Source organism: Luteimonas rhizosphaericola (assembly GCF_029888045.1).
GTDB lineage: Bacteria > Pseudomonadota > Gammaproteobacteria > Xanthomonadales > Xanthomonadaceae > Luteimonas > Luteimonas rhizosphaericola.
Map to the genome: position 1 here is coordinate 76,217 of NZ_JARXRN010000020.1, position 26,333 is coordinate 102,549.

Annotated in this window: 26 protein-coding genes; 6 read left to right on the plus strand and 20 right to left on the minus strand. The window is 70.8% G+C overall.

Annotation, left to right across the window (positions count from 1 at the left end; translation table 11 throughout):
- Positions 1–40: 40 nt before the first annotated feature.
- Positions 41–898: a bifunctional methylenetetrahydrofolate dehydrogenase/methenyltetrahydrofolate cyclohydrolase FolD gene (gene folD, locus QFW80_RS04290; protein WP_280600072.1), complete on the minus strand. Its 858-nt coding sequence runs from the start codon at positions 896–898 to the stop codon at positions 41–43.
- A gap of 72 nt (positions 899–970) precedes the next feature.
- Between folD and QFW80_RS04295 the strand changes: the two genes are divergently transcribed.
- On the plus strand, positions 971–1,291 hold the full coding sequence (locus tag QFW80_RS04295) for a DUF1244 domain-containing protein (RefSeq protein ID WP_280600074.1): 321 nt from the start codon (positions 971–973) through the stop codon (positions 1,289–1,291).
- 39 nt (positions 1,292–1,330) lie between these two features.
- On the opposite strand, the gene QFW80_RS04300 is transcribed toward QFW80_RS04295, so the two are convergent.
- The 11 genes from QFW80_RS04300 to ndk all read right to left on the minus strand — a co-directional run bounded on the left by QFW80_RS04300 (position 1,331) and on the right by ndk (position 12,521).
- Entirely contained in the window at positions 1,331–2,413 is a 1,083-nt protein-coding gene (locus QFW80_RS04300) for a DUF2272 domain-containing protein (RefSeq protein WP_280600076.1), read from the minus strand.
- Between the two features lie 196 nt (positions 2,414–2,609).
- Positions 2,610–3,740: a molybdopterin-synthase adenylyltransferase MoeB gene (moeB, locus tag QFW80_RS04305; protein WP_280600077.1), complete on the minus strand. Its 1,131-nt coding sequence runs from the start codon at positions 3,738–3,740 to the stop codon at positions 2,610–2,612.
- A 75-nt stretch (positions 3,741–3,815) separates the two neighbouring features.
- The gene (locus tag QFW80_RS04310; RefSeq protein ID WP_280600078.1) at positions 3,816–5,039 is read right to left on the minus strand and encodes a molybdopterin molybdotransferase MoeA; all 1,224 of its coding nucleotides are present in this window, start codon (positions 5,037–5,039) and stop codon (positions 3,816–3,818) included.
- Positions 5,036–5,626, minus strand: a complete 591-nt coding sequence (gene mobA / locus QFW80_RS04315) for a molybdenum cofactor guanylyltransferase (protein WP_280600080.1) — start codon at positions 5,624–5,626, stop codon at positions 5,036–5,038. The genes QFW80_RS04310 and mobA overlap by 4 nt, the downstream gene beginning before the upstream one ends.
- 10 nt (positions 5,627–5,636) lie before the next feature.
- A complete protein-coding gene (gene der, locus QFW80_RS04320) occupies positions 5,637–7,037 on the minus strand; it encodes a ribosome biogenesis GTPase Der (protein WP_280600081.1) in 1,401 nt (466 codons plus the stop codon).
- A gap of 279 nt (positions 7,038–7,316) precedes the next feature.
- The gene (gene bamB, locus QFW80_RS04325) at positions 7,317–8,537 is read right to left on the minus strand and encodes an outer membrane protein assembly factor BamB (RefSeq protein WP_280600083.1); all 1,221 of its coding nucleotides are present in this window, start codon (positions 8,535–8,537) and stop codon (positions 7,317–7,319) included.
- The gene (locus QFW80_RS04330; RefSeq protein ID WP_280600084.1) at positions 8,537–9,169 is read right to left on the minus strand and encodes a YfgM family protein; all 633 of its coding nucleotides are present in this window, start codon (positions 9,167–9,169) and stop codon (positions 8,537–8,539) included. Before QFW80_RS04330 ends, bamB begins: the two co-directional genes overlap by 1 nt.
- 106 nt (positions 9,170–9,275) lie before the next feature.
- A complete protein-coding gene (locus tag QFW80_RS04335; protein ID WP_280600086.1) occupies positions 9,276–10,118 on the minus strand; it encodes a RodZ domain-containing protein in 843 nt (280 codons plus the stop codon).
- Positions 10,115–10,936, minus strand: a complete 822-nt coding sequence (locus tag QFW80_RS04340; RefSeq protein ID WP_280600088.1) for a tetratricopeptide repeat protein — start codon at positions 10,934–10,936, stop codon at positions 10,115–10,117. The genes QFW80_RS04335 and QFW80_RS04340 overlap by 4 nt, the downstream gene beginning before the upstream one ends.
- A complete protein-coding gene (gene rlmN / locus QFW80_RS04345) occupies positions 10,923–12,092 on the minus strand; it encodes a dual-specificity RNA methyltransferase RlmN (protein WP_425603508.1) in 1,170 nt (389 codons plus the stop codon). Before rlmN ends, QFW80_RS04340 begins: the two co-directional genes overlap by 14 nt.
- Before the next feature lie 3 nt (positions 12,093–12,095).
- A complete protein-coding gene (gene ndk, locus QFW80_RS04350) occupies positions 12,096–12,521 on the minus strand; it encodes a nucleoside-diphosphate kinase (RefSeq protein ID WP_280600090.1) in 426 nt (141 codons plus the stop codon).
- A gap of 200 nt (positions 12,522–12,721) precedes the next feature.
- On the opposite strand from ndk, the gene QFW80_RS04355 reads away from it, so the two are divergent.
- The 3 genes from QFW80_RS04355 to QFW80_RS04365 are packed head-to-tail and all read left to right on the plus strand — an operon-like array spanning position 12,722 to position 16,983.
- A complete protein-coding gene (locus QFW80_RS04355) occupies positions 12,722–13,342 on the plus strand; it encodes a TetR/AcrR family transcriptional regulator (protein ID WP_280600091.1) in 621 nt (206 codons plus the stop codon).
- Between the two features lie 37 nt (positions 13,343–13,379).
- Positions 13,380–15,752, plus strand: a complete 2,373-nt coding sequence (locus QFW80_RS04360) for a 3-hydroxyacyl-CoA dehydrogenase/enoyl-CoA hydratase family protein (protein WP_280600093.1) — start codon at positions 13,380–13,382, stop codon at positions 15,750–15,752.
- 25 nt (positions 15,753–15,777) lie between these two features.
- Positions 15,778–16,983, plus strand: coding sequence for an acetyl-CoA C-acyltransferase (locus QFW80_RS04365; RefSeq protein WP_280600094.1), 1,206 nt, complete (start codon positions 15,778–15,780; stop codon positions 16,981–16,983).
- Between the two features lie 171 nt (positions 16,984–17,154).
- Here QFW80_RS04365 and galU read toward each other — a convergent pair whose 3' ends face one another.
- From galU to cmk, 8 genes are all read right to left on the minus strand, one after another.
- Complete coding sequence (gene galU, locus QFW80_RS04370; RefSeq protein ID WP_280600096.1) at positions 17,155–18,057, minus strand: UTP--glucose-1-phosphate uridylyltransferase GalU; 903 nt, start codon at positions 18,055–18,057, stop codon at positions 17,155–17,157.
- Positions 18,054–19,967 (minus strand): polysaccharide biosynthesis protein, encoded by a 1,914-nt coding sequence (locus QFW80_RS04375; RefSeq protein ID WP_280600098.1) that lies wholly within the window; start codon positions 19,965–19,967, stop codon positions 18,054–18,056. Before QFW80_RS04375 ends, galU begins: the two co-directional genes overlap by 4 nt.
- A gap of 2 nt (positions 19,968–19,969) precedes the next feature.
- A complete protein-coding gene (locus QFW80_RS04380) occupies positions 19,970–20,989 on the minus strand; it encodes an MraY family glycosyltransferase (RefSeq protein ID WP_280600100.1) in 1,020 nt (339 codons plus the stop codon).
- Positions 20,989–22,167 carry a lipopolysaccharide assembly protein LapB gene (lapB, locus tag QFW80_RS04385; RefSeq protein WP_280600101.1) on the minus strand — a complete coding sequence of 393 codons (1,179 nt, stop codon included), beginning with the start codon at positions 22,165–22,167 and terminating at the stop codon, positions 20,989–20,991. The genes QFW80_RS04380 and lapB overlap by 1 nt, the downstream gene beginning before the upstream one ends.
- Before the next feature lie 3 nt (positions 22,168–22,170).
- A complete protein-coding gene (locus tag QFW80_RS04390; protein WP_280600103.1) occupies positions 22,171–22,437 on the minus strand; it encodes a lipopolysaccharide assembly protein LapA domain-containing protein in 267 nt (88 codons plus the stop codon).
- A 32-nt stretch (positions 22,438–22,469) separates the two neighbouring features.
- The gene (locus tag QFW80_RS04395) at positions 22,470–22,772 is read right to left on the minus strand and encodes an integration host factor subunit beta (RefSeq protein ID WP_280578344.1); all 303 of its coding nucleotides are present in this window, start codon (positions 22,770–22,772) and stop codon (positions 22,470–22,472) included.
- A gap of 114 nt (positions 22,773–22,886) precedes the next feature.
- On the minus strand, positions 22,887–24,575 hold the full coding sequence (gene rpsA, locus QFW80_RS04400) for a 30S ribosomal protein S1 (protein WP_280600104.1): 1,689 nt from the start codon (positions 24,573–24,575) through the stop codon (positions 22,887–22,889).
- A 239-nt stretch (positions 24,576–24,814) separates the two neighbouring features.
- The gene (gene cmk, locus QFW80_RS04405) at positions 24,815–25,486 is read right to left on the minus strand and encodes a (d)CMP kinase (protein WP_280600105.1); all 672 of its coding nucleotides are present in this window, start codon (positions 25,484–25,486) and stop codon (positions 24,815–24,817) included.
- Positions 25,487–25,654: 168 nt separating this feature from the next.
- Here cmk and ykgO point away from each other — a divergent pair, with 168 nt between their 5' ends.
- Positions 25,655–25,780 carry a type B 50S ribosomal protein L36 gene (gene ykgO, locus QFW80_RS04410; RefSeq protein ID WP_010342887.1) on the plus strand — a complete coding sequence of 42 codons (126 nt, stop codon included), beginning with the start codon at positions 25,655–25,657 and terminating at the stop codon, positions 25,778–25,780.
- A 212-nt stretch (positions 25,781–25,992) separates the two neighbouring features.
- Complete coding sequence (locus QFW80_RS04415) at positions 25,993–26,322, plus strand: hypothetical protein (protein ID WP_280600106.1); 330 nt, start codon at positions 25,993–25,995, stop codon at positions 26,320–26,322.
- The last annotated feature ends 11 nt before the right edge of the window (positions 26,323–26,333 follow it).

The following is a 26,333-nucleotide window of genomic DNA, read 5'->3' on the forward strand; positions in this document are numbered from 1 at the left end:
CCCGTGAAGCCGTCGCGAGCCCGCTCGCCCCTGCGGCGCCCTAGCCAGCCGCGTCGGCCGCTTCCAGCGTGTTCTGCATCAGCGTCGCCACCGTCATCGGCCCGACCCCGCCGGGCACCGGCGTGATCCAGCTCGCGCGTGCGGCGGCCGGCGCGAACTCGACGTCGCCCGTCAACCGGCCGTCGTCGAGGCGGTTGATGCCCACGTCGATCACCACCGCGCCCGGCTTCACCCATTCGCCGGGAATCAGGCCCGGGCGGCCCACCGCCACCACCAGGATGTCGGCCTCGCCCACGTGCCGGCGCAATTCGGCGATCGGCGTGAACTTGTGGCAACTGGTCACGGTGCATCCGGCGATCAGCAGCTCCAGCGCCATCGGCCGGCCGACGTGGTTGCTCACGCCGACGATGGTGGCGCTGCGCCCGCGCACCGGGCGGTCGGTGTAGGCCAGCAGCGTGGTGATCCCGCGCGGCGTGCACGGGCGCAGCCCGAACTGGCGCAGCGCTAGGTGGCCCACGTTCTCGGGATGGAAGCCGTCGACGTCCTTGCGCGGATCGATGCGGTGGATCAGGCGGTTGGCGTCCGCGATGCCCGGCAGCGGCAGCTGCACGAGGATGCCGTGCACGGCCGGATCGGCGTTGAGCCGGTCGACCAGCGCCAGCAGCTCGGCCTCGGACGTGCCCGCCGGCAGGTCGAAGTCGAAGGCCTGGATGCCGACCTTCTCGGCGGCGCGGCGCTTGTTGCGCACGTACGACTGCGAGGCCGGGTCGCTGCCCACCAGCACCACCGCCAGCCCCGGCCGCGACAGGCCGGCGGCCACCCGCGCATCGACCCGCAGGCGCAGTTCGTCGAGCAGGGAATCGGCGATGCGCTTGCCGTCGAGGATGCGTGCGGTCATGCCGTCGTGGAGGCGTGGAACGGGAGCGCGTATTGTCTCACGTCCCCCCGAGGCCCCGCCAAGGAACGCGCCATGACCGATGCCGCCGCACACCCCGACGCCGACACCACGCAGATCGAGGCCGCCGTGTTCCGGCGCCTGCGCACGCACCTGATGCAGCAGCGCCCGGACGTGCAGAACATCGACCTGATGATCCTCGCCGGCTTCTGCCGCAACTGCCTGGCCGACTGGTACCGCGACGCCGCGGAGGAACGCGGGCTGGAGCTGACGCGCGAACAGGCGCGCGACACGGTGTATGGCGGAAATTTCCAGGACTGGAAGACGCGCCACCAGCGCGAGGCGACGCCGGCGCAACTGGCGGCGTTCGACGCCGCGCGGCGCCAACACGACTGACCGGCGCAGCGACGCGCTCGCTTGCGGCGCCGCCTGCGCTCAGGGCGTCGCGGGACGCGCCGGCGCCACCGGACAGCGCGGCAGGCCCACTTCCGGATCGCAATGGTTGCAGCAACGCGGCGCGTCGGGCACGGGCGTCGCCGGCACGCCCGCGGCAACGGCGTTGGCCGCCGCAGGTGCGACAGACCCGTAGGCACCGGAGGCGTACGTCCCCGGCGCCACCGGCATCGTCGAGGCTGGTGCCAGCCCGGCCAGTTCCGCGGCCGGCCGCAGCTGCAGCAGCACCGACCAGTCCTGGCGGTTGAGGTCGCAGGCGTAGAGGCTTTCCGGGCTGCAGTCGGGATCGCTGGCCGAGCGCATCGGCAGGTCCGCGAAGCGATCGCCCTGGGTCAGGCGCAGCCGGCGCATGGTGACGCTGTCGTACACGTTGCCGCCCACCAGGTGCGCGGTCCGCGCGTGGTCGGGCGCGACCGTGATGCCGACCACCACGTCGCAGTGCATCGCCAGCCCCGGCTCGTTGCCGCTCAACAGCGTGGCGAGCGCGCCGAAGCCGTAGGTACGCGCCGTCCCGCGCACATAGCACAGCAGGTCGCCGGTACGGACCTGCGCCGCCTGCGGATCGGCCACGCGGTACGGGCTCAGGAACGGTTCGCGGTAGGCGCGGCGCACGTAGGACAGGTGGCTGGCCGAGCCGTCGAAGCCCGGGAGCCGCGCCTTGCGCAGCACCCACGAGACGAAGGCCGCCGACCACGGCGTGTCGATCACGAAGGCGCGGCACGACGGCGCCGGCACGTCGCCATAGGCGCAGTCTCCGGCGCCTGCTTGCCACAGCAGGCCGCTGCCGCGCCAGTACTCGATCACCCGCTGCCAGGCCGGCTGGTCGTCGGCCAGGCGCGTGCGCTCGGCCTCGCGCACCTTCATCGCGCCGATCCGGCCGTCGACGTCGATCAGCGGCCGGAACCAGGCGCGATGCTCGGTGCAGGCGGCCGCGGCGATGCGCTGCGGCGCGTCCTGGGCCTGCGCGGCCTCGGCCGGGAGGACCTGGCAGGGATCGGCGGCGATCGCCGGCGGCGCGGACAGCCACAGGCTGGCGAGGAGGAACAGCGCGAAGCGCGGCGACATGGCATTCCTTGCGGCGGCGTGCGCGGCCGCGGCCATCCGGACCTTCCCGCACCGGTCCCGCCGGACCAGCCCGAACGCTACCACAGCGCGTTCGGCGATCCCGCGACGCGGCGTCGACGTGTGCCCGGTCGCGTGCATCCGCCAGACCCGACGCGCGCCGGGCCGCGCGACGCCGTCGCGCGCGGTCCGGATCGGCCTAGCCCCCCGCGCAGAACGCGGCGTAGTCGATGTAACCGGGGAACGGCGCGTCCGGCGCGCACAGCGGGCAGTCCGGGTCCGGCGCCAGCCGCGTCTCGCGGAAGCGCATGCCCAGCGCGTCGAAGTGCAGCAGCCGGCCGGCCAGCGGTTCGCCGATGTGCAGCAGCAGCTTGAGCGCCTCGGTGGCCTGCAGCATGCCGACCACGCCCGGCAGCACGCCCAGCACGCCCACCTCGCTGCAGTTGGGCGCGGCCTCGGGCGGCGGCGGCTCCGGGAACAGGCAGCGGTAGCACGGCGCGCGCCCGCGCTGGCGGCCGGCGTCGAACACGCTCACCTGCCCCTCGAAGCGGTGCACGGCGCCGTACACCAGCGGCTTGCGCAGGTGGATGCAGGCGTCGTTGAGCAGGTAGCGCACCGGGAAGTTGTCGCCGCCGTCGATCACCACGTCCGCGTCGGCGATCAGCCGTTCGACGTTGGCGGAACCGAGCCGCTCGGCCACCGGCTCGACCGCGACCCGCGGATTGAGCGCCGACAGCCGGGTCTGCGCCGATTCCACCTTGGACACGCCGATATCGGCGTCCACATGCAGGATCTGGCGCTGCAGGTTGCTGCGGTCGACCGCATCGTCGTCCACCAGGCGCAGCTGGCCCACGCCGGCAGCGGCGAGGTAGAACGCCGCCGGCGACCCCAGCCCGCCCGCGCCCACCACCACCACGCTCGCCGCTTCCAGCCGGCGCTGGCCGCGCGCTCCGATCTCGGGCAGCCGCAGGTGGCGCGCGTAGCGTTCGTGGAAATCCGCGTCGACCTCCACCTCCGGGCGGCTCATCGGGAAGCCTTCCGCCTGCCACATCACGGTGCCGCCGCGGACCGAACTCACGCGCGCGAAGCCGAGCCGCTGCAGCTGCTCGGCAGCGAGCATCGAGCGCCCACCGCTCTGGCAGATCAGCATCACTTCGACATCCGGGCCGGGAATGTAGCGGTGCGGCGCGGCCTCGAGTTCGGCCCGGGACACCCCGATCGCGCCCTGGGCCATGCCCAGTTCGCGCTCGTGGTCTTCGCGCACGTCCACCAGGCGTGCGCCCTGGGCCAGGCGATGGCTGGCTTCGCGGGGAGTGATGTCCTTGGGCATGCCGCGATTATCGCGCCGGTGGCGCGGCGCGCATGAACGCGGCGGCCCGGCGGTCGCGCCGGCACGACCGCCGGCTCAGTACGGCAACACGTCCACCACACAGCCCGCCGGATAGTCGCGCTCGCCTTCGCCCAGCACGATCAGCGCATCGGCGCCGGCGGCCGCGCGCATGCGGTGCGAGCCGTCGGCGGGATCGGGCTCGACCCACAGCACGCCGTCCTCGCCGCTGGCCAGGCGTCCGCGCAGGAACTCGAGCCGTTCGTGCCGCTTGCGCCATGGCGATGCCAGGCGCGCCCGCCAATGCCGCCGCGGCGCGCGGCCCTGCAGGCCGTCGAGCAGCGGCCGCGCCAGCGCCAGGGTGGTAGCCAGCACCGAGACCGGGTTGCCCGGCAGGCACAGGAACAGCGCCGGCCCCAGGCTGCCGCCGTCCGCGCACAGGACGGGCATGCCCGGTCGCATCCACACCTTCCAGAAATGCACCTGTCCGCGGCGCTGCAGCAGCGCCGGCAGGTGGTCCTTCTCCCCCGCGGACACGCCGCCGCAGGTGAGCACCAGGTCGAAGGCCTCGCCGGCATGGCGCAGGGCCGATTCGATCCTGGCGGGATCGTCGGGCAGCGTGGGCCAGGCCACCGGCTCCAGGCCTTCGGCGCGCAGCAGGCCCAGCAGCAGGTCGCGGTTGGAGTTGTAGATCTGGCCGGGCCCGAGCGGCAAGCCCGGCTCCACCAGCTCGTCGCCGGTGCAGAACACCGCGACCGTGGGTCGCCGCGCTGTCTCGACGCGCTCGATTCCCTGCGCGGCGAGCAGCGCGACGCGTGCCGGCGTCAGCACCTCGCCCGTGGACGCCAGCAACGCGCCGGTCTCCACGTCCTCCCCGCGGCGACGTACGTGGCGTCCCCGTCCGGGCACCTGCAGGACGTGGACGCGCCCGCCTTCGACCCGGGCGTCCTCGCGGATCAGCACCGTGTCGCTCCCGGCCGGCAGCGGCGCGCCGGTGGTGATGCGCATGCATTCGCCGGCCACGAGCGCCGGCGCGGCCGGGCCACCGGCGAACTGCTCGCCGGCCAGCGTCAGCACGGCATCGGGGCCGAGGTCGGCGTGGCGCACGGCAAACCCGTCCATCGCCGAGTTGTCGAAGCTTGGCACGTCGATGCGGGCGGCGACGTCCGCCGCCAGCACCCGGCCCTGCACGCGCGCCAGCGGCAGGGCTTCGGCCGGCAGCCGTCGCACATGCGCCACCCGCGCCAGGATCTCGCGCGCCTGGCCGTAGGGAATGCGGGTCGGGAACCGGGGCTGGCTCATGCGTCAGCCAACGCGATCCCGGCCGCGTGCAGGTCGCCGGGCGTGTTGAGGTTGCCGAAGCGGACACCGTCGAACGCGACCTCGGCCAGCGCCAGTCGCGACTGCAGCGCGTGGACAGCCAGTTCCCCCGCCCCGAGCGCGTCCGCCACGGCAACGCGCAGGGACGCTACCCGCCACAGGGCGACCAGCGGCTGCGATCCTTCGTCGTCCCGCGCGCGGGCGCCGTCGTCCGCGCGCGCGTCGATCAGGGTGCGCAGAACGCAGTCGTTCGCGTCCAGCACGTCGACCGGCAGGGTGAACAGCCACGGCGTGGCGCAGGACGCGGCGAGCGCCTCCAGCGCCGCGATCGGACCGGCATCGGCGAGGCGATCGGCCACCGGGACCAGGCCGGCCGCCGCGAAACGTGCCGGATCGCGGTTCGCGCTGACCAGCACCTGCGACACCTGCCCGCCGAACCGCGTCGACAGCCGCACAACCTGCGGCACGCCATCCCGCACCAGCCACGCCTTGTCGCGCCCGCCCAGCCGGCATGCGCGGCCGCCGGCCAGCAGGCCCAGCGTGATCTGCCCGGGTGCGATCGGATCCATCGTCGCGTCGTCAGCGGTTGCGCTTGACGTGGCGGATGAGCCGCTTCTTCTTGGCGACCTGGCGCTCGCTGAGCACGTTCTTCTTGTCCTTGTAGGGATTGTCGCCTTCCCTGAAGACGAATTTCACCGGCGTGCCGACCAGCTTGAAGCGCTTGCGGAAGAAATTCTCCAGATACCGGGTATAGGTCGCCGAGAGCGTGCGCAGGCGCGTGCCGTGGACGACGAAGGTCGGCGGGTTCTCGCCACCCGGATGGGCGAAGCGCAGCTTGGCCACGTGTCCGCGCACCACCGGCGGCGGGCTGGCCTCGTAGGCGATCTCGAGCGCGCGCGTGACCTCGGCGGTGCTGAACTGGCGCGTGGCCGAGCCGTGCGCGCGATGGATCGCACGGAACAGTTCGCGCAGGCCCGAGCCGTGCTTGGCGCTGATGCGCACCGCTTCGGCCCACTGCACGAACGCGAGCTTGCGCGACAGCAGCGCCTCGGTCTGTTCGCGCTGGTAGGTGCTCAGGCCGTCCCACTTGTTGACGGCGACCACGAGCGCGCGGCCGGCGTCGAGCACCGCGCCGAGCACGCTCGCGTCCTGCTCGGTCACGCCCTCGCTGGCGTCGAGCATGATCACCGCGACCTGGCATTGCTCGATCGCCTGCAGGGTCTTGATGATCGAGAACTTCTCCACCACCTCGTCGACCTTCGACTTGCGCCGCAGGCCGGCTGTGTCGATCAGGCGGTAGCGGCGGCCGTCGCGTTCCAGGTCCACCGCGATCGAATCGCGGGTGGTGCCGGGCACGTCGGAGGCGATCATCCGCTCCTCGCCGAGGATGCGGTTGACCAGGGTCGACTTGCCGACGTTGGGGCGGCCGACGAAGGCGATCCGGATCCGGTCGGGATCGTTGTCGAGCACTTCGCCGGCGCCTTCCTCGGGCAGGCGCTCGAGGATCGTTTCCAGCAGTTCATCGATGCCCTGGCGGTGCGACGACGAGACCGCGAAGCTGTCCGCGAAGCCGTAGCGCGAGAACTCCGCCAGCGCCGCGCGCGCATCGAGGCCGTCGGTCTTGTTGACCACCAGCAGCACCGGGCGCGCGGCCTTGCGCAGCCAGCGCAGGATCTCGTCGTCGATCGCCGACGCCCCCTCGCGGCCATCGACCACGAACAGGACCAGGTCGGCCTCTTCCGCCGCCGCGCGCGCCTGGGCGGCGGTCGCGCCGGCCAGGCCTTCCTCGCTGCCGGCGATGCCGCCGGTGTCGACCACCACGAACGGCCGCTCGCCTTCCAGCCGGCAGACGCCGTAGTGGCGGTCGCGGGTCACGCCCGGCTGGTCGTGCACGAGCGCGTCACGGGTGCGCGTGAGCGCGTTGAACAGCGTCGACTTGCCGACGTTCGGGCGTCCCACGAGGGCAACGGAAGGAAGCATGGCGGGCCGGATCCGGTCGGGAATGGTCACAAGCGTAGCGCGGGCGGGCGCGGGGGGCGCCAGGCGCCGACGGCGCGGGACGCGGGAATGCGGCAGCGGACGGCGCCGCGAGCGCCGGCGCCGGGTACCGCGTGCGCATTCGCGGCAGCCCGACCGAGACACCCGCTGGAACGACGGCCATGACGCGCGCCGCAGGGCGCGCGGAGCCTTCCGGCGCGGGTGTCGACCGTCAGCCGCCGGCCGGAGTCAGTCCGACCGGGACACGCTGGTCGGGCCGGACTACTGCACGCGCCAGGCGGTCAGGTCGCCGTCGACGTTCTGCACCACGAGCACGCCGTCCGCCACGACCGGGGCGCCCTTGATCGCGGCGCGGCCGGCGCGTTCGCGCACTGCGAACTCGCCGTTGTCCAGCCGCAGCCAGTGCAGGTAACCCTCGAGATCGCCGACCACCGCATAGTCGCCGTGGATGGCCACGCCGCTGACGTTGCGGCGCGCGAGCGCGGGCTGCTGCCAGCTGGCGGTGCCGGAACTGCGGTCCAGGCCCCAGACCGTGCCGTTGCGGTCGGACACGACCAGCTTGTCCGTGGCCAGGCCAGGCCGACCGGAGCCGCCGTGTTCGCTGCCCCAGATCGGACGGCCGCTGGGCGCGTCGATGGCCATCGTCGACTGCTTGTAGCTGGTGGCGTACAGCACCGTGCCGTCGAGCACCGGGGTGCCGTCGATGTCGGCCATGCGGTCGAGTTCGGTGCGACCGTCGGGCTGGGCCACCGGCAGGTCCCAGACCGGGCGCCCGTCGGCGATCGCCAGCGCGGCCAGGGTGCCGTCGTCGTTGCCGACGAACACGAAGCCGGGGCCGAGCACGGGGCCATCGTTGCCGCGCACGGTGAGCGTGGGCAGCTCCTTGGTCCAGAACCAGCGGCGCTCGCCGCTGGCGGCGTCGAACGCGGTCAGGCGGCCATCGTTGGAGCGCACGAACACCATCCCCTGCCCGATCACCGGCGGCGCGATCACCTCGTTCGGCACCTTCGCCTGCCAGCGCTCCGCGCCGGTGGCCGCATCGAGCGCGATCACCTCGCCCTTCAGGCTGCCGACCACCACCAGCCCCTCGCCGGCGCCGGGGCCACCCGACAGGCGCAGGTCCGAATCGTGGCGCCACACCTGCGCGCCGCTCTGCAGGTCGAAGGCACGCACCCCGCCCTCCACCGCCGCCGCGTACACGCGACCATCGGCGATCACCGGCGCCTGGCGCACGCCCAGATGGTCCTCGCCCTTGCCGGCGCTGGCCGACCACAGCCGCGAGACGCCCGCCGACGGGGAGAATTCAACCAGTTCCGCCGGCTCGGAGGCGCGCTTCTCGGCGGCCTTCTCGCCATCGCCGCCGAACCATCCGCGGATCGTGCTGCAGCCGGCAAGCGCCGAGACGCAGGCGAGGATCACGAGCAGACGGCCGGCGTCACGCCGCCAGGGGGCGCGCGCGGGCGCGGAGGACAGATGCTTCATCAGGATTGGGTTCCCGTCGTCTCCGGCGTGCCGCCGGTCTGGGTCAGCTTGAGTTCCAGCAGCTGGCGCTGCGGGGCGGCGGCGTCGAGCTTGCGCAGCGCTTCCTGGTAATCCTTGCGCGCCTCGTCCATGCGGCCGAGCGCATAGCGGGCATCGCCGCGGGTTTCGATCGAGGACGGATCGTCCACGCCATCCAGCAGCTTCAGCGCGTCCTCGCCCTGCCCGGCATCCACCAGCAGGCGCGCCAGGCGCTGCCGGATCACCGCGGCCAGGCCCGGATCCTCGCTGGTGGCGCCACGCAGGGTGGCGATCGCGGCATCGCGGTCGTCGGCTTCCAGCTGGGCCTTGGCCAGGTCGAGTGCCGCCAGCGCGGCGTACTTCGTGCCCGCCAGCGCGGCCGCTTCGGTCTTCGCCTTGTCCAGGTCGCCGGCGTCGACGGCCTCGACCATCCGGTCGTAGGTCTCGCCGGTGGCCACGCGCTCCTGATGCGCGCGCTGCGTCCACCACTTGCCGCCGCCGATCAGGGCCAGCCCGAGCACCAGCCCGCCGATCAGCCCGAGGGCGTTGTCCTTCAGCCAGCCGCGGACCTTTTCGCCTTGTTCGTGCTCGTCGAGCAGTTCATCCAACGCCATCGTCTATCGCCAGTGGGTCCTGCCCGCGGCGGTGGCGGGACAAGCGGATCGGTCGGGAACGCCCGGCATCGAAGGCCGGGCGCGCGTTCCATCGGCGGCGGCGGCGCTACTGGCCGAGCGGCGCGATGGAGCCGTCAGAGGATACCGTAAAGCGCGCGACGTTCGCGCGCTGGAACTCGGACAGATCCTGAATGCGCCCGTTTCCGCGCACTTCCACGGCGTCGGCATTGCCGATCACCACGCGTCCCACTTCACCGCCCTCGAACTCGCGGTTCTCGCCGGCCTTGAGCAGGCCGCGCTCGACCACGCCGCCCTGGCCGTCGAAGATTTCCACCCAGCTGTCCTCGGAAAAGCGCAGCGACAGCGCCGGTGGCGGTTCGACCGGGCGCGCTGCCGTTCGCTGCGGCATCGACGCCATCGAAGCCACCAGTGGACGCGGACCCTCGTCGGCCTGCGGAGCGGGCGCCTGGCGGCCGGCGGCGACGGTGTCGGTCCCGCTCCCGGTAGGCAGGTCGAGCGAGGCGTCGACCCGGATCTGCGAATCGAGGTGCGAGCGCGTGGCCATCCACACCGGCACCGCGATCAGGGCCGTGATCACGATGTAGACCATCCGCCCCATCATCCGGTCCGCGGCGCGGCGCAGCGGCGGGGTGTAGCTGCGCGGCTCCAGCCGCGCCGGCTCGATCGGCACCGACGCCGAGGCGGCCGGCAGTTCCTCGTCGATGCGCACGCCCAGCAGCCGCGCGTAGCTGCGCAGCTGGCCGCGGACGAACACCGGCGCGTCGAGGCGGTCCCACGCGTCGGTCTCGAGCGATTCGATCACTTTCGCCGGCATTTTCAGGCGCTGCGCGACCTCGGCGATCTCGAGGCCCGCGGCCTCCCGCGCCTGCCGCAGACGTTCCCCATTGCCGCAGCCGGTCCGGCCGGCCTGCTGGTCGGAAGACTTCATGGTGTGCTGCTTTCCCCTGGAAACGCGTTCCCTGCCTGCGGAAATTCGGTCTTCAGCCGCTGAACATAGCGGGCTGCGGCGACGCTGTCGCCGAGTTTATCCTCGATTCGTGACGCCAATTCGAGTGCGGTGGGGGTCGCGGGCGCCGCGGCCAGCCGTCGCTCCGAGAATGCGCGGGCATCGAGGTAGTTGCCCTGGCGCATGGCCTCCTCGGCCATGGCCGCCAGCGCCACCACGTTGACCGGGTCGAGCTCCAGTGCGGCGCGCAGGTCGCGCTCGACACGGTCGAACTGGCCGGCACGGGCAGCGCAGGTGCCTGCATTGGCCAGCGCCCCGGCGCGGTCCCCGTAGCGGGGGTCGGTGACGGCCTGGTCGAACCAGTGCAGCGATTCCTGCGCACGGCCGTTGCCGCACAGCCACGCGCCGTAGTTGTTGAACGTCGCGCCCGACGGCCCCACGCGCGCCGCCTCGGCATGGTGGGTCCCGGCCAGTCCGGCATCGCCCTGGCGCGTGGCGACCAGCGCCATCGCGGTGTGGGATTCGGGCAGCTCCGGATCGGCCTTGATCGCCGCACGCGCCTGTCGGGCCGCCTGGTCCAGCTCGCCGGCACGCAGGTGACGGTCGGCGGACGCGGCGAGCCGCCGCGCCTCGAGCCGACGCTTGCCGGCCGCCGTCTCCTTGAAGTGGTACTCCGGCGCCACGTGCTCGACCCCCTTGCGGCTGGCGTCGGCCTTGACGAAGGTCAGCCGCGAGCAGCCGGTGCCCGCGAGCATCGCGCCCGCCATGGCCGCCAGCACCAGCACCTCAGGCCGCCGCATCGACGCCTCCGTCCTCGAGCCGCTTGCGGAACTCCGCCTGGCGCCGGGTGCGGTCCATCACCTGGCCCTTGAGCTGGCCGCAGGCGGCATCGATGTCGTCGCCGCGGGTGCGCCGCACCGGCGCGATCCGCCCCGACTCGTTGAGGAGCTTCTGGAAGCGGCGGATGGCCGCGTCGTCGGGCCGCTGGTAGCGCGTGCCCGGGAACGGGTTGAACGGGATCAGGTTGACCTTGGCCGCGTCCTTCATCTGCAGCCGGTTGTCGAATTCGCGCATCAGCCGCACCAGTTCGCGCGCGTGCGCCGGCTGGTCGTTGACGTCCTTCATCAGGGTGTATTCGAAAGTGATCGACTCGCCGCGCTTGCGCTGCGCGTAACGCACGCAGGCGTCCATCAGTTCGGCGATCGGATACTTCCTGTTGAGCGGCACCAGCTCGGTGCGCAGTTCGTCGTTCGGGGCATGCAGCGACACCGCGAGCGAGACGTCGCTCACCTCGCCCAGCCGGTCGATCATCGGCACCAGGCCGGCGGTCGACAGCGTCACGCGCTTGTTGGCCAGGCCGTAGCCGAGGTCGTCGCGCATCACGCTCATCGCGCGCACCACGTTGTCGAAGTTCATGAGCGGCTCGCCCATGCCCATCATCACCACGTTGGTCAGCCGGCGCTGCTTGTGCGGCACGTTGCCCAGGTGCTTCGCCGCCACCCACACCTGGCCGATGATCTCGGCGGTGGAGAGGTTGCGGTTGAAGCCCTGGGTGGCGGTGGAGCAGAACTGGCAGTTCAGCGCGCAGCCCACCTGCGAGGACACGCACAGCGTGCCGCGGCCCTTGTCGGGGATGTAGACCGTTTCGATGGCGTTGCTGCCGTCCATCGCCAGCAGCCACTTGTGGGTGCCGTCGGCCGACGGCTTCTCGAACTGGACCTGCGGCACGCGCACCTCGGCGTGCTGCTCGAGCTTGGCGCGCAGCGCCTTGCCCAGGTCGGTCATCTGTTCGAAATCGGTGACGTGGCGATGGTGGATCCACTTCATCACCTGGTGCGCGCGGAAGCGCTTCTCGCCGAGGGTGTCGGCGAAGAAGCGCTCCAGTCCCTCGCGATCGAGGTCGAGCAGGTTCTGCTTCGTGCTGGCTGCGACGTCGGTCACTGGGGCATCAGGCAGGTGTCAGCGAGAGAAGATCTCGGTGCTGGCGAAGAAGTACGCGATCTCCACCGCCGCGGTCTCCGGCGCATCGGAGCCATGCACCGCGTTGGCGTCGATGCTGTCGGCGAAGTCGGCGCGGATGGTGCCGGCGGCGGCGTCCTTGGGATTGGTCGCGCCCATCAGTTCGCGGTTCTTCGCGATGGCGCCCTCGCCTTCGAGCACCTGGATCATCACCGGGCCGCTGATCATGAACTCGACCAGGGCGTTGAAGAACGGGCGCTCGCGGTGCACGGCGTAGAAGCCCTCGGCCTCCTTGCGCGAGAGGTGCTTCATCTTCGAGGCGACGACCTTCAGGCCGCCCTTCTCGAAGCGGCTGTAGATCTCACCGATGACGTTCTTGGCGACGGCATCGGGCTTGATGATCGAAAGGGTGCGCTCCAGCGCCATGGGGTTCTCCGGGCAGGGGCCGTCGCTCCGGGGCGGCGGCCAGATTAACATGGAAAAACCCGCGTGCGGACGCGGGTTTAGCCGATATGGCTGCGGTAATTCTACCGGATTGCATCGCAACGCATCACCCCCGGGATTGCACATCGCGCGCTCCGGGTCTAGCATCAAACAAGCGTTTGATTCAGTGATCGGGAGCGGGCATGGCCGTCGCGGTACAGCAGTTCTCCACCAAGGAGCGGATCCTCGGCGCGGCCGAGGAGCTGTTCGCCCTGCACGGGTTTTCCGGCACCTCGCTGCGGCAGGTGACCGCGCGGGCCGACGTCAACATCGCCGCGGTGAACTACCACTTCGGCAGCAAGGACAACCTGGTCAACGAGGTGTTCCGCCGGCGGATGGACGCCATGAGCCGCCAGCGCCTAGAGCGCCTGCAGGCGGCGACCGCCGACGGCCGCTGCGAGCTGGAACCGATCCTGGCCGCGTTCGTCGAGCCCGCGCTGGACCTGGCGCAGGACCGCCAGGGCCACGCCTTCATCCGCGTGATCGCCCGCGCCTATGCCGAGCAGAACGACGGCCTGCGCAAGTTCCTGTCCGACCAGTATGGGCACGTGCAGCGCGACTTCGCGCGCGCCCTCGCCGCCTGCCTCCCCGACCTCGGCAAGGAAACGCTGTACTGGCGGCTGGACTTTCTCGGCGGTGCCCTGACCTACGCGATGGCGGACTTCGGGCTGATCAAGCGACCGGCCGGGGTCGACGAGGCGACCCACCGCCGCCAGGCCGCCCGGGAACTGATCCGTTTCGCCGCGGCCGGGTTCAAGGCCTGACGCATTAATTCCTTTCCAAACCAGATGGATACCGAACATGGCTGAGAAACTGCTTGTACGACGTGCCGCGGTACTTGGCGCCGGCGTCATGGGCGCGCAGATCGCCGCCCACCTGACCAACGCCGGCGTCGAGACCGTGCTGTTCGACCTTCCGGCCAAGGAGGGCGACCCCAACGGCGTGGTCAACAAGGCGGTTGCCAACCTCGCCAGGCTCAGCCCGGCGCCGCTCGCGAGCCGGTCCCTGGCCGAGGCGATCGTCCCGGCCAACTACGACACCGGGCTGGGGCAACTGGAGAGCTGCGACCTGATCATCGAGGCCATCGCCGAGAAGATGGACTGGAAGCAGGACCTCTACCGCCGGATCGCGCCGCACGTGCCCGCCCACGCCATCCTCGCGAGCAACACGTCGGGCCTTGGAATCAATGCCTTGGCGGACGTTCTTCCGGAGGAACTTCGCGCGCGGTTCTGCGGCGTGCATTTCTTCAACCCGCCGCGCTACATGCACCTGGCCGAGCTGATCCCGGCGAAGTCCACCGACCGGGCCGTGCTCGAGGGCCTGGAGACGTTCCTCACCACCACCCTGGGCAAGGGCGTGGTGTACGCGCGCGATACCCCGAACTTCATCGGCAACCGGATCGGCGTGTTCTCGATCCTGGCCACCGCCCACCACACCGAGGCCTTCGGACTCGGCTTCGACGAGGTCGACGCCCTCACCGGACCGCTGATCGGCCGGCCCAAGTCGGCGACCTACCGCACCTCCGACGTCGTCGGGCTGGACACCATGGCCCACGTCATCAAGACCATGGCCGACACCCTGCCCGACGACCCGTGGCACGACTACTTCGAGTCGCCGCGCTGGCTGGCAGGGCTGATCGACAAGGGCGCGCTGGGCCAGAAGACCGGTGCCGGCGTGTTCCGCAAGGCCGGCAAGGACATCCTGGTGCTCGACCTGGAGCAGCAGGACTACCGCCCGGCCGACCGCAAGGCCGCCGACGAGGTGGTCGCGATCCTGAAGACGAAGGACCCGGCGGAGAAGTTCCGCCAGCTGCGCGGGAGCCAGCACCCGCAGGCGAAGTTCCTGTGGGCGGTGTTCCGCGACCTGTTCCACTACAGCGCCTACCACCTGGCCGACATCGCCGAAACCGCGCGCGACGTGGACCTCGCCATCCGCTGGGGCTACGGCTGGTCGCTGGGGCCGTTCGAGACCTGGCAGGCCGCCGGCTGGAAACAGGTGGCGCAGTGGATCGCGGACGACATCGTCGCCGGCGAAGCGATGAGCAGCGCCCCCCTGCCCGACTGGGTCTTCGACGGCCGCGAAGGCGTGCACGCCGGCGAAGGCAGCTACAGCCCGAAGCAGGATGCCAAGCTGCCCCGGTCGTCGCTGCCGGTCTACAAGCGCCAGCGCTTTCCCGATCCGCTGCTGGGCGAGTCCTTCCCGCAGGGCGACACGGTGTTCGAGAACGACGGCGTGCGCCTGTGGACGGACGGCGACGACATCGGCGTGGTCTCGTTCAAGACCAAGATGCACACCGTCTCCGACCAGGTGCTCGACGGCCTGCAGGAAGCGATCGGCATCGCCGAGAAGCGGTTCGCGGGCCTGGTGATCTGGCAGCCGAAGGAGCCCTTCTCGGCCGGCGCCGACCTCGCCGGCGCGCTGGGGCTGCTGCAGGCCGGCAAGGTCGACGCGTTCGAGGCGATGGTGGCCAACTTCCAGGCCACCAGCCAGCGCATCAAGTATTCGCTGGTGCCGGTGGTCGCGGCCGTGCGCGGACTGGCGCTCGGCGGTGGCTGCGAGTTCCAGATGCACAGCGCGCGCACCGTCGCCCATTTGGAGAGTTATCTGGGCTTGGTGGAAGCCGGCGTCGGCCTGCTGCCCGCGGGCGGCGGCCTGAAGGAAATCGCGCTGCGCGCCTCCGAGGCCGCGGGTCCCGGCGGCGACGTGTTCGCCGAACTGAAGAAGACCTTCGAGACGGTCGCGATGGCCAAGGTGTCCACCTCCGCGATGGAAGCGAAGGAACTGGGGCTGCTGCGCGCGGGCGACAGGATCGCGTTCAACGCCTACGAGCTGCTGCACATCGCCCGGGCCGAGGCGCGCGGGCTGGCCGAGGCCGGCCATCGCCCGCCGCTGCCGGCGCGGCGCATCCGGGTCGCCGGCGACGTCGGCATCGCCACCTTCCGCATGCTGCTGGTGAACATGCTCGAAGGCCGGTTCATCAGCGAGTACGACGACGAGATCGCGACCCGTATCGCCACCGTGCTGTGCGGCGGCGAGGTCGACCGCGGCGCGCTGGTGGACGAAGCGTGGCTGCTGAAACTCGAACGCAGGCATTTCGTCGAACTGGCGCAGCAGGAGAAGACCCAGGCGCGCATCGCGCACATGCTCAAGACCGGCAAGCCGCTGCGCAACTGACCGACGACGACACAGGAACCCAGACATGACCAAGCAAGTACAGGACGCCTACATCGTCGCCGCCACCCGCACCCCGGTGGGCAAGGCGCCCAAGGGCGTGTTCCGCAACACCCGTCCCGACGACATGCTCGCGCACGTGCTGCGCAGCGTGGTCGCGCAGGCGCCCGGCATCGACACCTCGCGCATCGACGACGCCATCATCGGCTGTGCCATGCCCGAGGGCGAGCAGGGGATGAACGTGGCCCGCATCGGCGTGCTGCTGGCCGGCCTGCCCGATACGGTCGCGGCCCAGACCATCAACCGGTTCTGCTCGTCCGGCCTGCAGGCCGTGGCGCTGGCGGCCGACCAGATCCGCCTCGGCAACGCCGAGCTGATGCTGGCCGGCGGCACCGAGTCGATGTCGATGGTGCCGATGATGGGCAACAAGGTCGCACTGTCGCCGTCCGTGTTCAAGGACGACCACGTGGCCATCGCCTACGGCATGGGCATTACCGCAGAGAAGGTGGCCGAGGAGTGGAAGGTCTCGCGCGAGGACCAGGACGCGTTCGCCCTCGCCTCCCACCAGAAGGCGCTGGCGGCGCAGGCGGCCGGCGAGTTCGCGGACGAGATCACGCCCTACGAGGTGGTCTCGCACCAGCCCGACCTGGCCGCCAACACGATCCGGCTACGGAAGCTGCTGGTCGAACACGACGAAGGGCCGCGCGCCGACACCTCCGCCGAGGGCCTGGCGAAGCTGCGCACGGTGTTCCGCAACGGCCAGTTCGGCGGCTCGGTCACCGCCGGCAACTCCTCGCAGATGAGCGACGGCGCCGGCGCGGTGCTGCTGGCCTCGGAGCAGGCGATCAAGGACTACGGGCTGACGCCGCTCGCCCGCTTCGTCAGTTTTTCCGTGGCCGGCGTCCGCCCGGAGGTGATGGGCATCGGCCCGATCGCGGCGATCCCCAAGGCGCTGAAGCAGGCGGGTCTGTCGAAGGACCAGTTGGACTGGATCGAGCTCAACGAGGCATTCGCCGCGCAGGCGCTGGCGGTCATCCGCGATTCGGAACTGGATCCGTCGAAGGTCAACCCGCTGGGCGGCGCCATTGCGCTCGGCCATCCCCTCGGCGCGACTGGCGCGGTCCGGACCGCGACCATCGTGCACGGCCTGCGTCGCCGGAAGCAGAAGTACGGCATGGTGACGATGTGCATCGGCACCGGCATGGGCGCGGCGGGGATCTTCGAGGCGCTCTGACCTCTGCCCTCCAGCGTTACCGGGGAACGGCGCCTTCGGGCGCCGTTTCCGTCATCGCCAAACGCACTGCCCCGCCGACGCATCCCTTGGGATCGCGATCGGCCATTGCTCGCCACGAACAGGAACGGCGCCTGCAGGCGCCGTTCCTGGATCCACGGTGCGACCCCGCCCTCAACTGAGCTCGGTGACGCCCAGCTCAAGCAGCGCCTTCGCCATCGCGTCGCGCGCCGCGTCGCTGATCTTCTCGTGGTCGAGCGCGAAGCGGATCGTCGCCTCGACCAGGCCGATGTGGGTGCCGCAGTCGAAGCGGGTGCCGCGGAACCGGTAGGCATCGATCTGCTGCTCGCCCAGCAGGCTGGCGATCGCATCGGTCAGCTGGATCTCGCCGCCCGCGCCGCGGCCGGTCTTCTCCAGATGCTCGAAGATCGCCCCGGGCAGGATGTAGCGCCCGACGACGGCCAGGGTGCTCGGCGCATCCTCCGGCTTGGGCTTCTCGACCATGCGGCGGATCGCACCGCTGCGGTCATTGAAGTCCCCGGTCTCGACGATGCCGTAACTCGCGGTCTGCTCGCGCGGCACGTCCTGCACCGCGATCGCGCCCACGCCATGCGCCTGGGCGTGGTCGGCCATCTGCTTGAGCGCGCCGTCGCCGTTGCGGTTCCAGATCAGGTCGTCGGGCAGCAGCACCGCGAACGGCTCGTCGCCCACCACCGCCTTCGCGCACAGCACCGCGTGCCCCAGGCCCAGCGCCTCGGCCTGGGTGACGAACACCGCCTGCACGCCCTGCGGCAGGACGTGGCGCACGACCTCCAGCTGTTCGTGCTTGCCGGCCTTCTCCAGCTTCTGCTCGAGCTCGTAGGCCTTGTCGAAGTAATCGGCGACGGCGTGCTTGTAGCGGTTGGTGATGAACACCAGGGTGTCGCAACCGGCCTCGACCGCCTCGTCCACCGCGTACTGGATCAGCGGGCGATCGACGATCGGCAGCATCTCCTTGGGAACGGTCTTGGTGGCAGGCAGGAACCTGGTTCCCAGTCCTGCGACCGGGAACACGGCCTTGCGAATGCGTTGGGTCATGTCTTGCGTGCCTGTCTAGCGGGGAATGCGACCACCGTGCCCGCGGTCTCGCGCTCCGGGGCCACGACTGCCGGGCGGAATTCGGGCAGCGTCTCGCGCAGGAGGCGGGCGAGCTCGTCGGTGTCGAACACGGTCACCGCATCGCGCAGCCGCACCAGCGCGGGCTGCAGCTTGTCGCGCGACACCGACCGGGCCTCGGCCTGGAGGATCTTCGGGTGCACGGTCGGGCGGTAGCGCTCGTCGGCATGGAACAGGGTTTCGTGCAGCTTCTCGCCAGGCCTGAGGCCGGTGTAGACGATCGCCACGTCGCGTTCGGGCTGCTTGCCGGCCAGGCGGATCATCTGTTCGGCCAGCAGGCGGATCGGAACCGGTTCGCCCATGTCGAGCGTGTAGATGGCCTCGCGCGAACCGATCGCCACCGACTGCATGATCAGCAGGCAGGCCTCGGGGATGGTCATGAAGTAGCGCGTCACCTCGGGGTCGGTCACGGTGACCGGACCGCCGGAGCGGATCTGCTCGCGGAACAGCGGCACCACGCTGCCGGCCGAGTCGAGCACGTTGCCGAAGCGCACCGTGACGAAGTGCGTGCCTTCCGGTTCGGCCATCGCCTGGCAGACCATCTCGGCCAGGCGCTTGGTCGCCCCGAGCACGTTGACCGGGTCGACCGCCTTGTCCGTGGAGATCAGGACGAACGTGCCCACCTTCGCCGCGGCCGACTCCCGCGCCACGACCTCGGTGGCGAGGACGTTGTTGCGGACCGCCTCACGCAGCTGCCCCTCGAGCACCGGCACCTGCTTGTACGCGGCGGCATGGAAGACCGCGTCCGGGCTCGACAGGCCCAGTGCGTGGCGCATGACCGCGGCATCGCCGCAGTCGCCCAGCACGGGGATGCAGCGGATCTGGGGAAAGTCGCGACGCAGTTCGGATTCGGTCTTGATCAGCGCGAGTTCGTCGATTTCAACCAGCGCGATGCACGCGGCCCCATGGCGGGCGCACTGGCGGCACAGCTCGCCCCCGATCGACCCCCCCGCGCCCGTCACCAACACGCTGCGCCCGCCCAGCCAGCCGCGGATCGCCTTCCAGTCGGGCGTCACCGGCTTGCGGCCGAGCAGGTCCTCGATCGCCACTTCCTTGAGTTCGCCCGGCAGCGAGCGACCCTCGAGCATGTCGTCGAGCCGCGGTACCGTCCGGAACGGCAACCCGGTGCGCTCGCACTGGGCCACGACCCTGCGCATCGTGGCCGCGTCCACGGAGGGCATGGCGATCACCAGCAGCTGCGCGGCGGTTTCCGGGGCGATCCGGGCGACGTCCTCGACCCGGCCAAGGACCGGGATGCCCTGCAGGCGGCTGCCGCGCAGCTTGGCGGCGTCATCCAGGAAGCCCACCGGAATATAGGCGCCGGCCCGGCGCAGGTCGCGTACCAGCGTCTCGCCTGCCTGTCCGGCGCCGAGGATGAGCACACGCAGCGCGGCCTGGTCGGTCCGCGCGATCTGGTGATCCTTGAAGGCGCGGTACAGCAGCCGCGGCATGCCCAGCAGCGCGGTCAGCAGGAGTGGATACAGCAGCAACATCGACCGCGGCACCTGGTCGAGCCGCCGGTCGAACGCGAACAGGACCAGCATGATCGCGACCAGCCCGATCAGCGCGGCCTTGAGGATGTTGACCAGGTCGGGCAGGCTGGCGAACCGCCACACGCCGCGGTACAGGCCCACCTGCCAGAAGACCGCGCCCTGGGCGCCGAGCACCAGCAGGGTCTCGGCCGACGCCAGCGGTGGCGCCGGGAACATCGGCAGCATCGCGTAGCGGAAATGGTGCAGCGCCGACCAGCACAGCCACACCATGGCCAGGTCGTGCGCGACCACCGCCAGCCGCGGCATCGCCATGCTGGCCCGATCCTTCCACTTGAGCATGTTCAGCGCTTCCCGTCAGTGAGGCTGTCCGTGTCGATGCCCGCGCGTCTTCCGCGAAGTCGCTTCCATGCCAGCCCCCCCGCCAACAGGAACGTCAAGCAAGTCGACATGATAAGCGTGGAACTCCCTGAACGCACTACAAACATTGCAACGGACGCCACGACGGCGGCCCCCGCATACGCCAGCGTGACCGGTGCGTGCGCGCCGAGCGCACGCGACCACGCCTGGTAGGCATGCTGCACGTGCGGCCGCCACCATGCCTCGCCCGCCACCATGCGCGAGATCAGCGTCAAGGAGGCGTCAAGAAGGAACGGCAGCAGCGGCAGTATCCAGGGAAGTCGCGCGCATGTCGGTTCGCCCATGACGCCCAGGGCCAGCAGCGCCGCCAGCGCATAGCCGATCGCGCCGCTGCCGACGTCGCCGAGGAAGATGCGCGCGCGCGGGAAGTTGAACGGCAGGAAGCCCACCAGCGCGGCCGTGAGCGCCAGCCCGATCCACAGCACCGGGCCCGCCCCGGCGTACAGCGACCATGCCAATGCCACCACCAGCGCCTGTCCGGCCGCGATGCCGTCGATCCCGTCCATGAAGTTCCAGACATTCACCAGGACGACCGTCGCGACGCAGGCGACCACCAGGTCCGGCGGTCCCCCGCCCTGCATCCACAGCGCCGCCGCCAGCAGCCCTCCCGCGACCGCGTGTACCGCCAGCCTGGGCCAGGCCGGGAGCGGCCGGTGATCGTCGATCCATCCGATGCCGGCGACCAGGGCCAGTCCCGCGCCGGCCAGCAGGCATGCGGGCAGGGTCCCGGGCCGGGCGATGGCGAGGGCCGCCAGCGCGAGCAGCAACACGAGCACGGTCGAGATCCCGCCGCCCCGGGGGGTGGCGATGCGGTGGCTCCTGCGCTCGCCGGGCAGGTCGATCAGCCGCCTGTGCAGGGCATACGCCCGCGCCATCGCCGTTCCGGCCGCCCCGAGCGCGATTCCCGCCAGCAGCCAGATGGCTAGCAGCGCCGACGGCGCCATCAGACGACGGCGTAGTTGAGCAGCGGCTTGATGGTCCCCCACTCCTTGCAACTGGGGCACTGCCAGTGATGACTGCGCGCGCCGAAGCCGCAGCGGTTGCAGCGGTAGCTCGGATTGCGCACCAGCAACTGCTCGGTGATCAGGCGCAGGTCCTGCAGGGTCGCGGCCAGTTCGGTGTTCTCGGCCAGGGTCAGGTCGATCAGGGCGGCCTCGCCCCGCACCGAGGGCCGGTCCTTGAGCTGCTGGGCCAGGTAACCGCGCGCCGCATGCACGCCATCCTGCGCCTCGACCAGGCGCGTCAGCGCGAGCACCGGTGCGATGCCACGGTAGTGCTCGCTCATCTCGGCCAGGAACTTGCGCGCGCCGGAGGCGTCCCCCACCCGCTCGTACGCGGCCAGCAGCGCCGGCAGCACTTCGGGCAGGAAGTCGGTGTCGTGGCGCGCGGCGCGCTCGTAGGCGCGGATGGCGGCGGCATCGTTGCCGGCGTCGATCTCCAGCCGGCCCTCCAGGATGCCCGCGCGCACCGACGTCGAGTCGGCGGCGTAGGCCCGGGCGACCGCGGCGCGCGCGCCTGCGGCGTCGCCGGCCAGCCGCAGCCGGTCGGCGAGTTCGCATTCGAACTGCGCGATCAGCCGGCCCATCGGCTCGCCGGTCGCGGCCTCGAAGCGGGTCGCGTTCTCGATCGCCTTGGCCCAGTCGCGCTCGGCCTCGTAGATGCCGATCAGGTGCTTGAGCGCCTGCGGCGCGCGCTGGTCGATCCGGGCCAGGTCGGTGAACACCACCTCGGCACGGTCGAGCAGGCCCGACTTCATGTAGTCCTCGCCCAGGGCCAGCAGCGCCAGCACCTTCTGCTGGTCGCTCAGGTCCGAGCGCTGGGCCAGCCCCTGGTGCAGGCGGATGGCGCGGTCGACCTCGCCGCGGCGCCGGAACAGATGCCCGAGTGCGAGCTGGGTCTCGAAGGTTTCCTTGTCCAGCTCGGCGATGTGCAGGAACAGCTCGATCGCCTTGTCCGGCTGCTCGTTGAGCAGGTAGTTGAGGCCGCGGAAATACGTGGTGGACAGGCGGCTGACCTGGGTATCGCTGTGGCGTTCTCCACCGCGCCGGCCGATCACCCAGCCGCTCAGGGCGGCCAGCGGCAGCAGCAGGAAGAACCAGAACCACTCGGTGACGAACGCCATGGATCAGGCTCCGGAATCGGGGGGAAGGTGCGGCGCAGCCGCGGACCCGGCCGTGCGCGCGCGCTGCAGCTGCCGGCGCAGCGGGAGCACCACGCCCAGCGCCATCGCCAGGCCCGCGCCCAGCGCGCCGAGCAGCAGCGCGGCCAGCAGCATCACGCCCAGGCTCGCGTCCAGCCCGGCGACGCCGAGGTCCAGGGTGACACGCTGCGGGTTGAGGGCGCCGAGCACCAGGCCCGCCGCGGCGAACACGAGGGCGACGAGGATCCGCAACGGCCGCATCGCGCTGAGGGCGCGGAGGCGCCCTACTCCTCTGCCGGCAACGGAATGACGGCGGTCACCCGCTCGCGCAGCTCCTTGCCGGGCTTGAAATGGGGGACATGCTTGCCCGGCAGCGCGACCGCGTCGCCGGTCTTGGGATTGCGGCCGGTGCGCGGCGGCCGGAAATGCAGGGAGAAACTGCCGAAGCCGCGGATCTCGATCCGGTCCCCCTGGGACAGCGAGCCGGCCATCATCTCCAGCAGCGACTTCACCGCCAGGTCGACGTCATCGGCCTTCAGGTGGGCCTGCCGCTGGGTGAGGATCTCGATCAGTTCCGATTTGGTCATCGTCGACGCGCCCGTGAAAGCCCTGGCGGCGGCCCGGCGTGGTGCCGGGCCGTCCACCGTCGCAGGCGCCGGGCCGTGCGGGCCGGGCGCCTGCGGCTGGAGCCGCAAGTCCACTTACTCGGACTTGTTTTCCAGCTGTTCGCGCAGCAGCGCGCCCAGCTTGGTGGTGCCGCTGGAGGCTTCGGCCGCGACCTTGTTGTACTCGGCCAGGGTCTCGGCGGCCTCGGCTTCGTCCTTGGCGCGGATCGACAGCTGCAGCGTGCGGCTCTTGCGGTCCTGGCCGACGTACTTGGCCTCGACCGAGTCGCCCACCTTCAGGTGCTGGCTCGCGTCGTCCACGCGCACGTCGGCGACGTCGCGCGCGGCCACGTAGCCTTCCACGCCGTCACCCAGGTCGATGACCGCACCCTTGGCGTCGACTTCCTTCACCGTACCGCTGACCTTCGAGCCGCGCGGGTGGTTGGCGAGGAACTGCCCGTAAGGATCCTGCTCGAGCTGCTTGACACCCAGCGAGATGCGCTCGCGCTCCGGATCGACCGCCAGCACCACCGCTTCCATGGTGTCGCCCTTCTTGAAGTTGCGAGCCACTTCCTCGCCGGTCGAGTTCCAGCTGATGTCCGACAGGTGGATCAGGCCGTCGATGCCGCCGTCCAGGCCGATGAAGATGCCGAAGTCGGTGATCGACTTGATCTGGCCCTCGACCTTGTCGCCCTTCTTGTGGATCGCGGCGAAGGTCTCCCACGGGTTGCTGGTGACCTGCTTGATGCCCAGCGAGATGCGGCGACGCTCCTCGTCCACGTCGAGCACCATGACCTCGAGCTCGTCACCGACCTGCACCACCTTGGACGGGTTGACGTTCTTGTTGGTCCAGTCCATCTCGGACACGTGCACCAGGCCTTCGACGCCCGGCTCGATCTCGACGAACGCGCCGTAGTCGGTGACGTTGGAGACCTTGCCGAACACGCGGGTGTTGGACGGGTAGCGGCGGGCGATGTTGTCCCACGGATCCTCGCCCAGCTGCTTCAGGCCCAAGCTGACGCGGTTGCGCTCGCGGTCGTACTTGAGCACGCGAACTTCGAGTTCCTGGCCCACTTCCACGACTTCGGACGGATGGCGCACGCGCTTCCAGGCCATGTCGGTGATGTGCAGCAGGCCGTCGATGCCGCCCAGGTCCACGAACGCGCCGTAATCGGTCAGGTTCTTGACCACGCCCTTGAGCACGGCGCCCTCGACCAGCTTCTCCATCAGCTGCTCGCGCTCTTCCGAGTGCTCGCTCTCGACCACCGCGCGGCGCGAGACGACGACGTTGTTGCGCTTGCGGTCGAGCTTGATCAGCTTGAACTCGAGTTCCTTGCCTTCCAGGTACACCGGGTCGCGGACCGGGCGCACGTCGACCAGGGAACCGGGCAGGAACGCGCGGACGTCCTTGATGTCGACGGTGAAGCCGCCCTTGACCTTGCCGCTGATGCGGCCGGTGATGGTCTCGTTCTTCTCGAGCGCTTCCTCGAGTTCGTCCCACACCATGGCGCGCTTGGCCTTCTCGCGCGACAGCACGGTCTCGCCGAAGCCGTTCTCGAGCGAGTCCAGCGCCACCTTGACGGTGTCGCCTTCCGCGACGTCGATCTCGCCGGCGTCGTTACGGAACTGCTCGATCGGCACGATGCCTTCCGACTTCAGGCCGGCGTTGATCACCACGACGTCGGTGCGCACCTGCACCACGACGCCGGTGACGATGGCACCGGGCTTGAGCTTGGCCAGGTTGTTCTGGCTGGCTTCGAACAGTTCTGCGAATGATTCGGTCATTTGGAATATCTCGGTTGATGACACAGACCGCGCACCCGGGCTGCGGGCGCCGCGGTCCACCCGTTGTCGGCCTGCGCGGGAGTGCGTATGGCCGTGAGTGTTGTGGTGGATCGATCCGCACGGGAACTTCCCGCGCGGGGCTGGTGTCTGCTTCGTTCGATGCCCGGGGCAGCGGCGCCCGAGGGTGACCGGCCACGTCGGACGTGGAGGACACGCGTCCGCAGGCACGGAGCCTGCGGTCAGGGCGCCACGACGGCCAGCACGCGCTCGACCACCGCGTCGATGCCGAGGCCGGTGGTATCGATGTGGACGGCCCCCTCGGCCGGCCGCAGCGGCGCCACCGTGCGACTGGCGTCACGGGCGTCGCGCGCGAGGATCTCGCGCAGCAGACCGTCCATTGTGACCGAAACCCCCTTGTCCTTCAACTGTTTATAGCGCCTCTCGGCACGCTCGGCCGCGCTCGCGGTCAGGAACACCTTGTAGGGGGCGTCGGGGAAGATCACCGTGCCCATGTCGCGACCGTCCGCCACCAGCCCCGGCGCCCTGCGGAACGCCCGCTGGCGGTCCTTGAGCGCGGCCCGTACCTCGGGGATGGCGGCGATCGCCGAAGCGGCGGCGCCGGCGGTCTCCGTGCGCAGCTCGTCGGTCGCGTCGTGGCCGTTGACCAGCACCCGCAGCTCCCCGCCATCGCCCTCGCGGAAGCCGATCTCGGTATCGAAGGTGCAGCGCACCAGCGCGCCGGCATCGTCCAGGTCGAGATCCGCCCACCCGGCCGCCACCCCCACCGCCCGGTAGAGCGCGCCCGAATCCAGGTAGTGCCAGCCCAGGCGTCGGGCGACCAGTCGGCTGATCGTGCCCTTGCCCGAGCCGGATGGACCGTCGATGGTGAGCACGGGGACGGGATCGGACATGCGCGGGACCTGCTGCGGGGGGAACCGCTGATTATCCTGCACGGACGCTGCCGGCGCCGGCGCCGGGGGCAGGTACGGACAAGCGCTTGAATCGCCGGGGAAAACACCGCTATAATGCGCGGCTTCGTTTTCCGCCTGTCCGTTTCCAACCCGTTTCCGAGGTCTGTCATGAAGGTCCTGTCCTCCCTGAAGTCGGCGAAGGCCCGTCACCGCGACTGCAAGGTCGTCCGTCGCCGTGGCAAGGTCTTCGTGATCTGCAAGTCGAACCCGCGTTTCAAGGCGCGCCAGCGCTGAGCGCGGAGCCCGCGTTCCGGCATGCCGGAACCGGGCGGTCGCACGAGATCGGGGGCCGCAGCGATGCGGCCCCTTTGGCATGCCCAGGCCAAGGCCGGCTGCCGCGTGGCCCTGGCGTTTCCGCCGCGGCCGACACGGCGGCGCGTTGCCGAATCTGCTACAACCCCTTCGCCGATCCCGCCCTGACCGAACGCCCTGACGGAGCCACGACCATGCGCCTGATCCCGAGCCTCGCCCTGTCCGCCATGCTGTTGTGCGCCGCGGGCGCCGCATCCGCCGACACCCTGCTGGTCGAGCGCGCCCAGCACAAGGCGCACGTCGCCCTGCCCGAGCGCGGGATGACCACCGCCCAGGTCCAGGCGCGGTTCGGCGCGCCGACCGAGCGCCTGGATCCGCGCGGCGGCCAGAAGCGCCAGTGGCCGACGATCAACCGCTGGGTCTACCCGGCCTTCACGGTCTACTTCGAACGCGACCGCGTCATCGATGCCGTGCTCAACCAGGCCACCGCCTCGGAAGTCGGCCCCAGGCCGGCGATCCGGTAACCCCGCCGCAC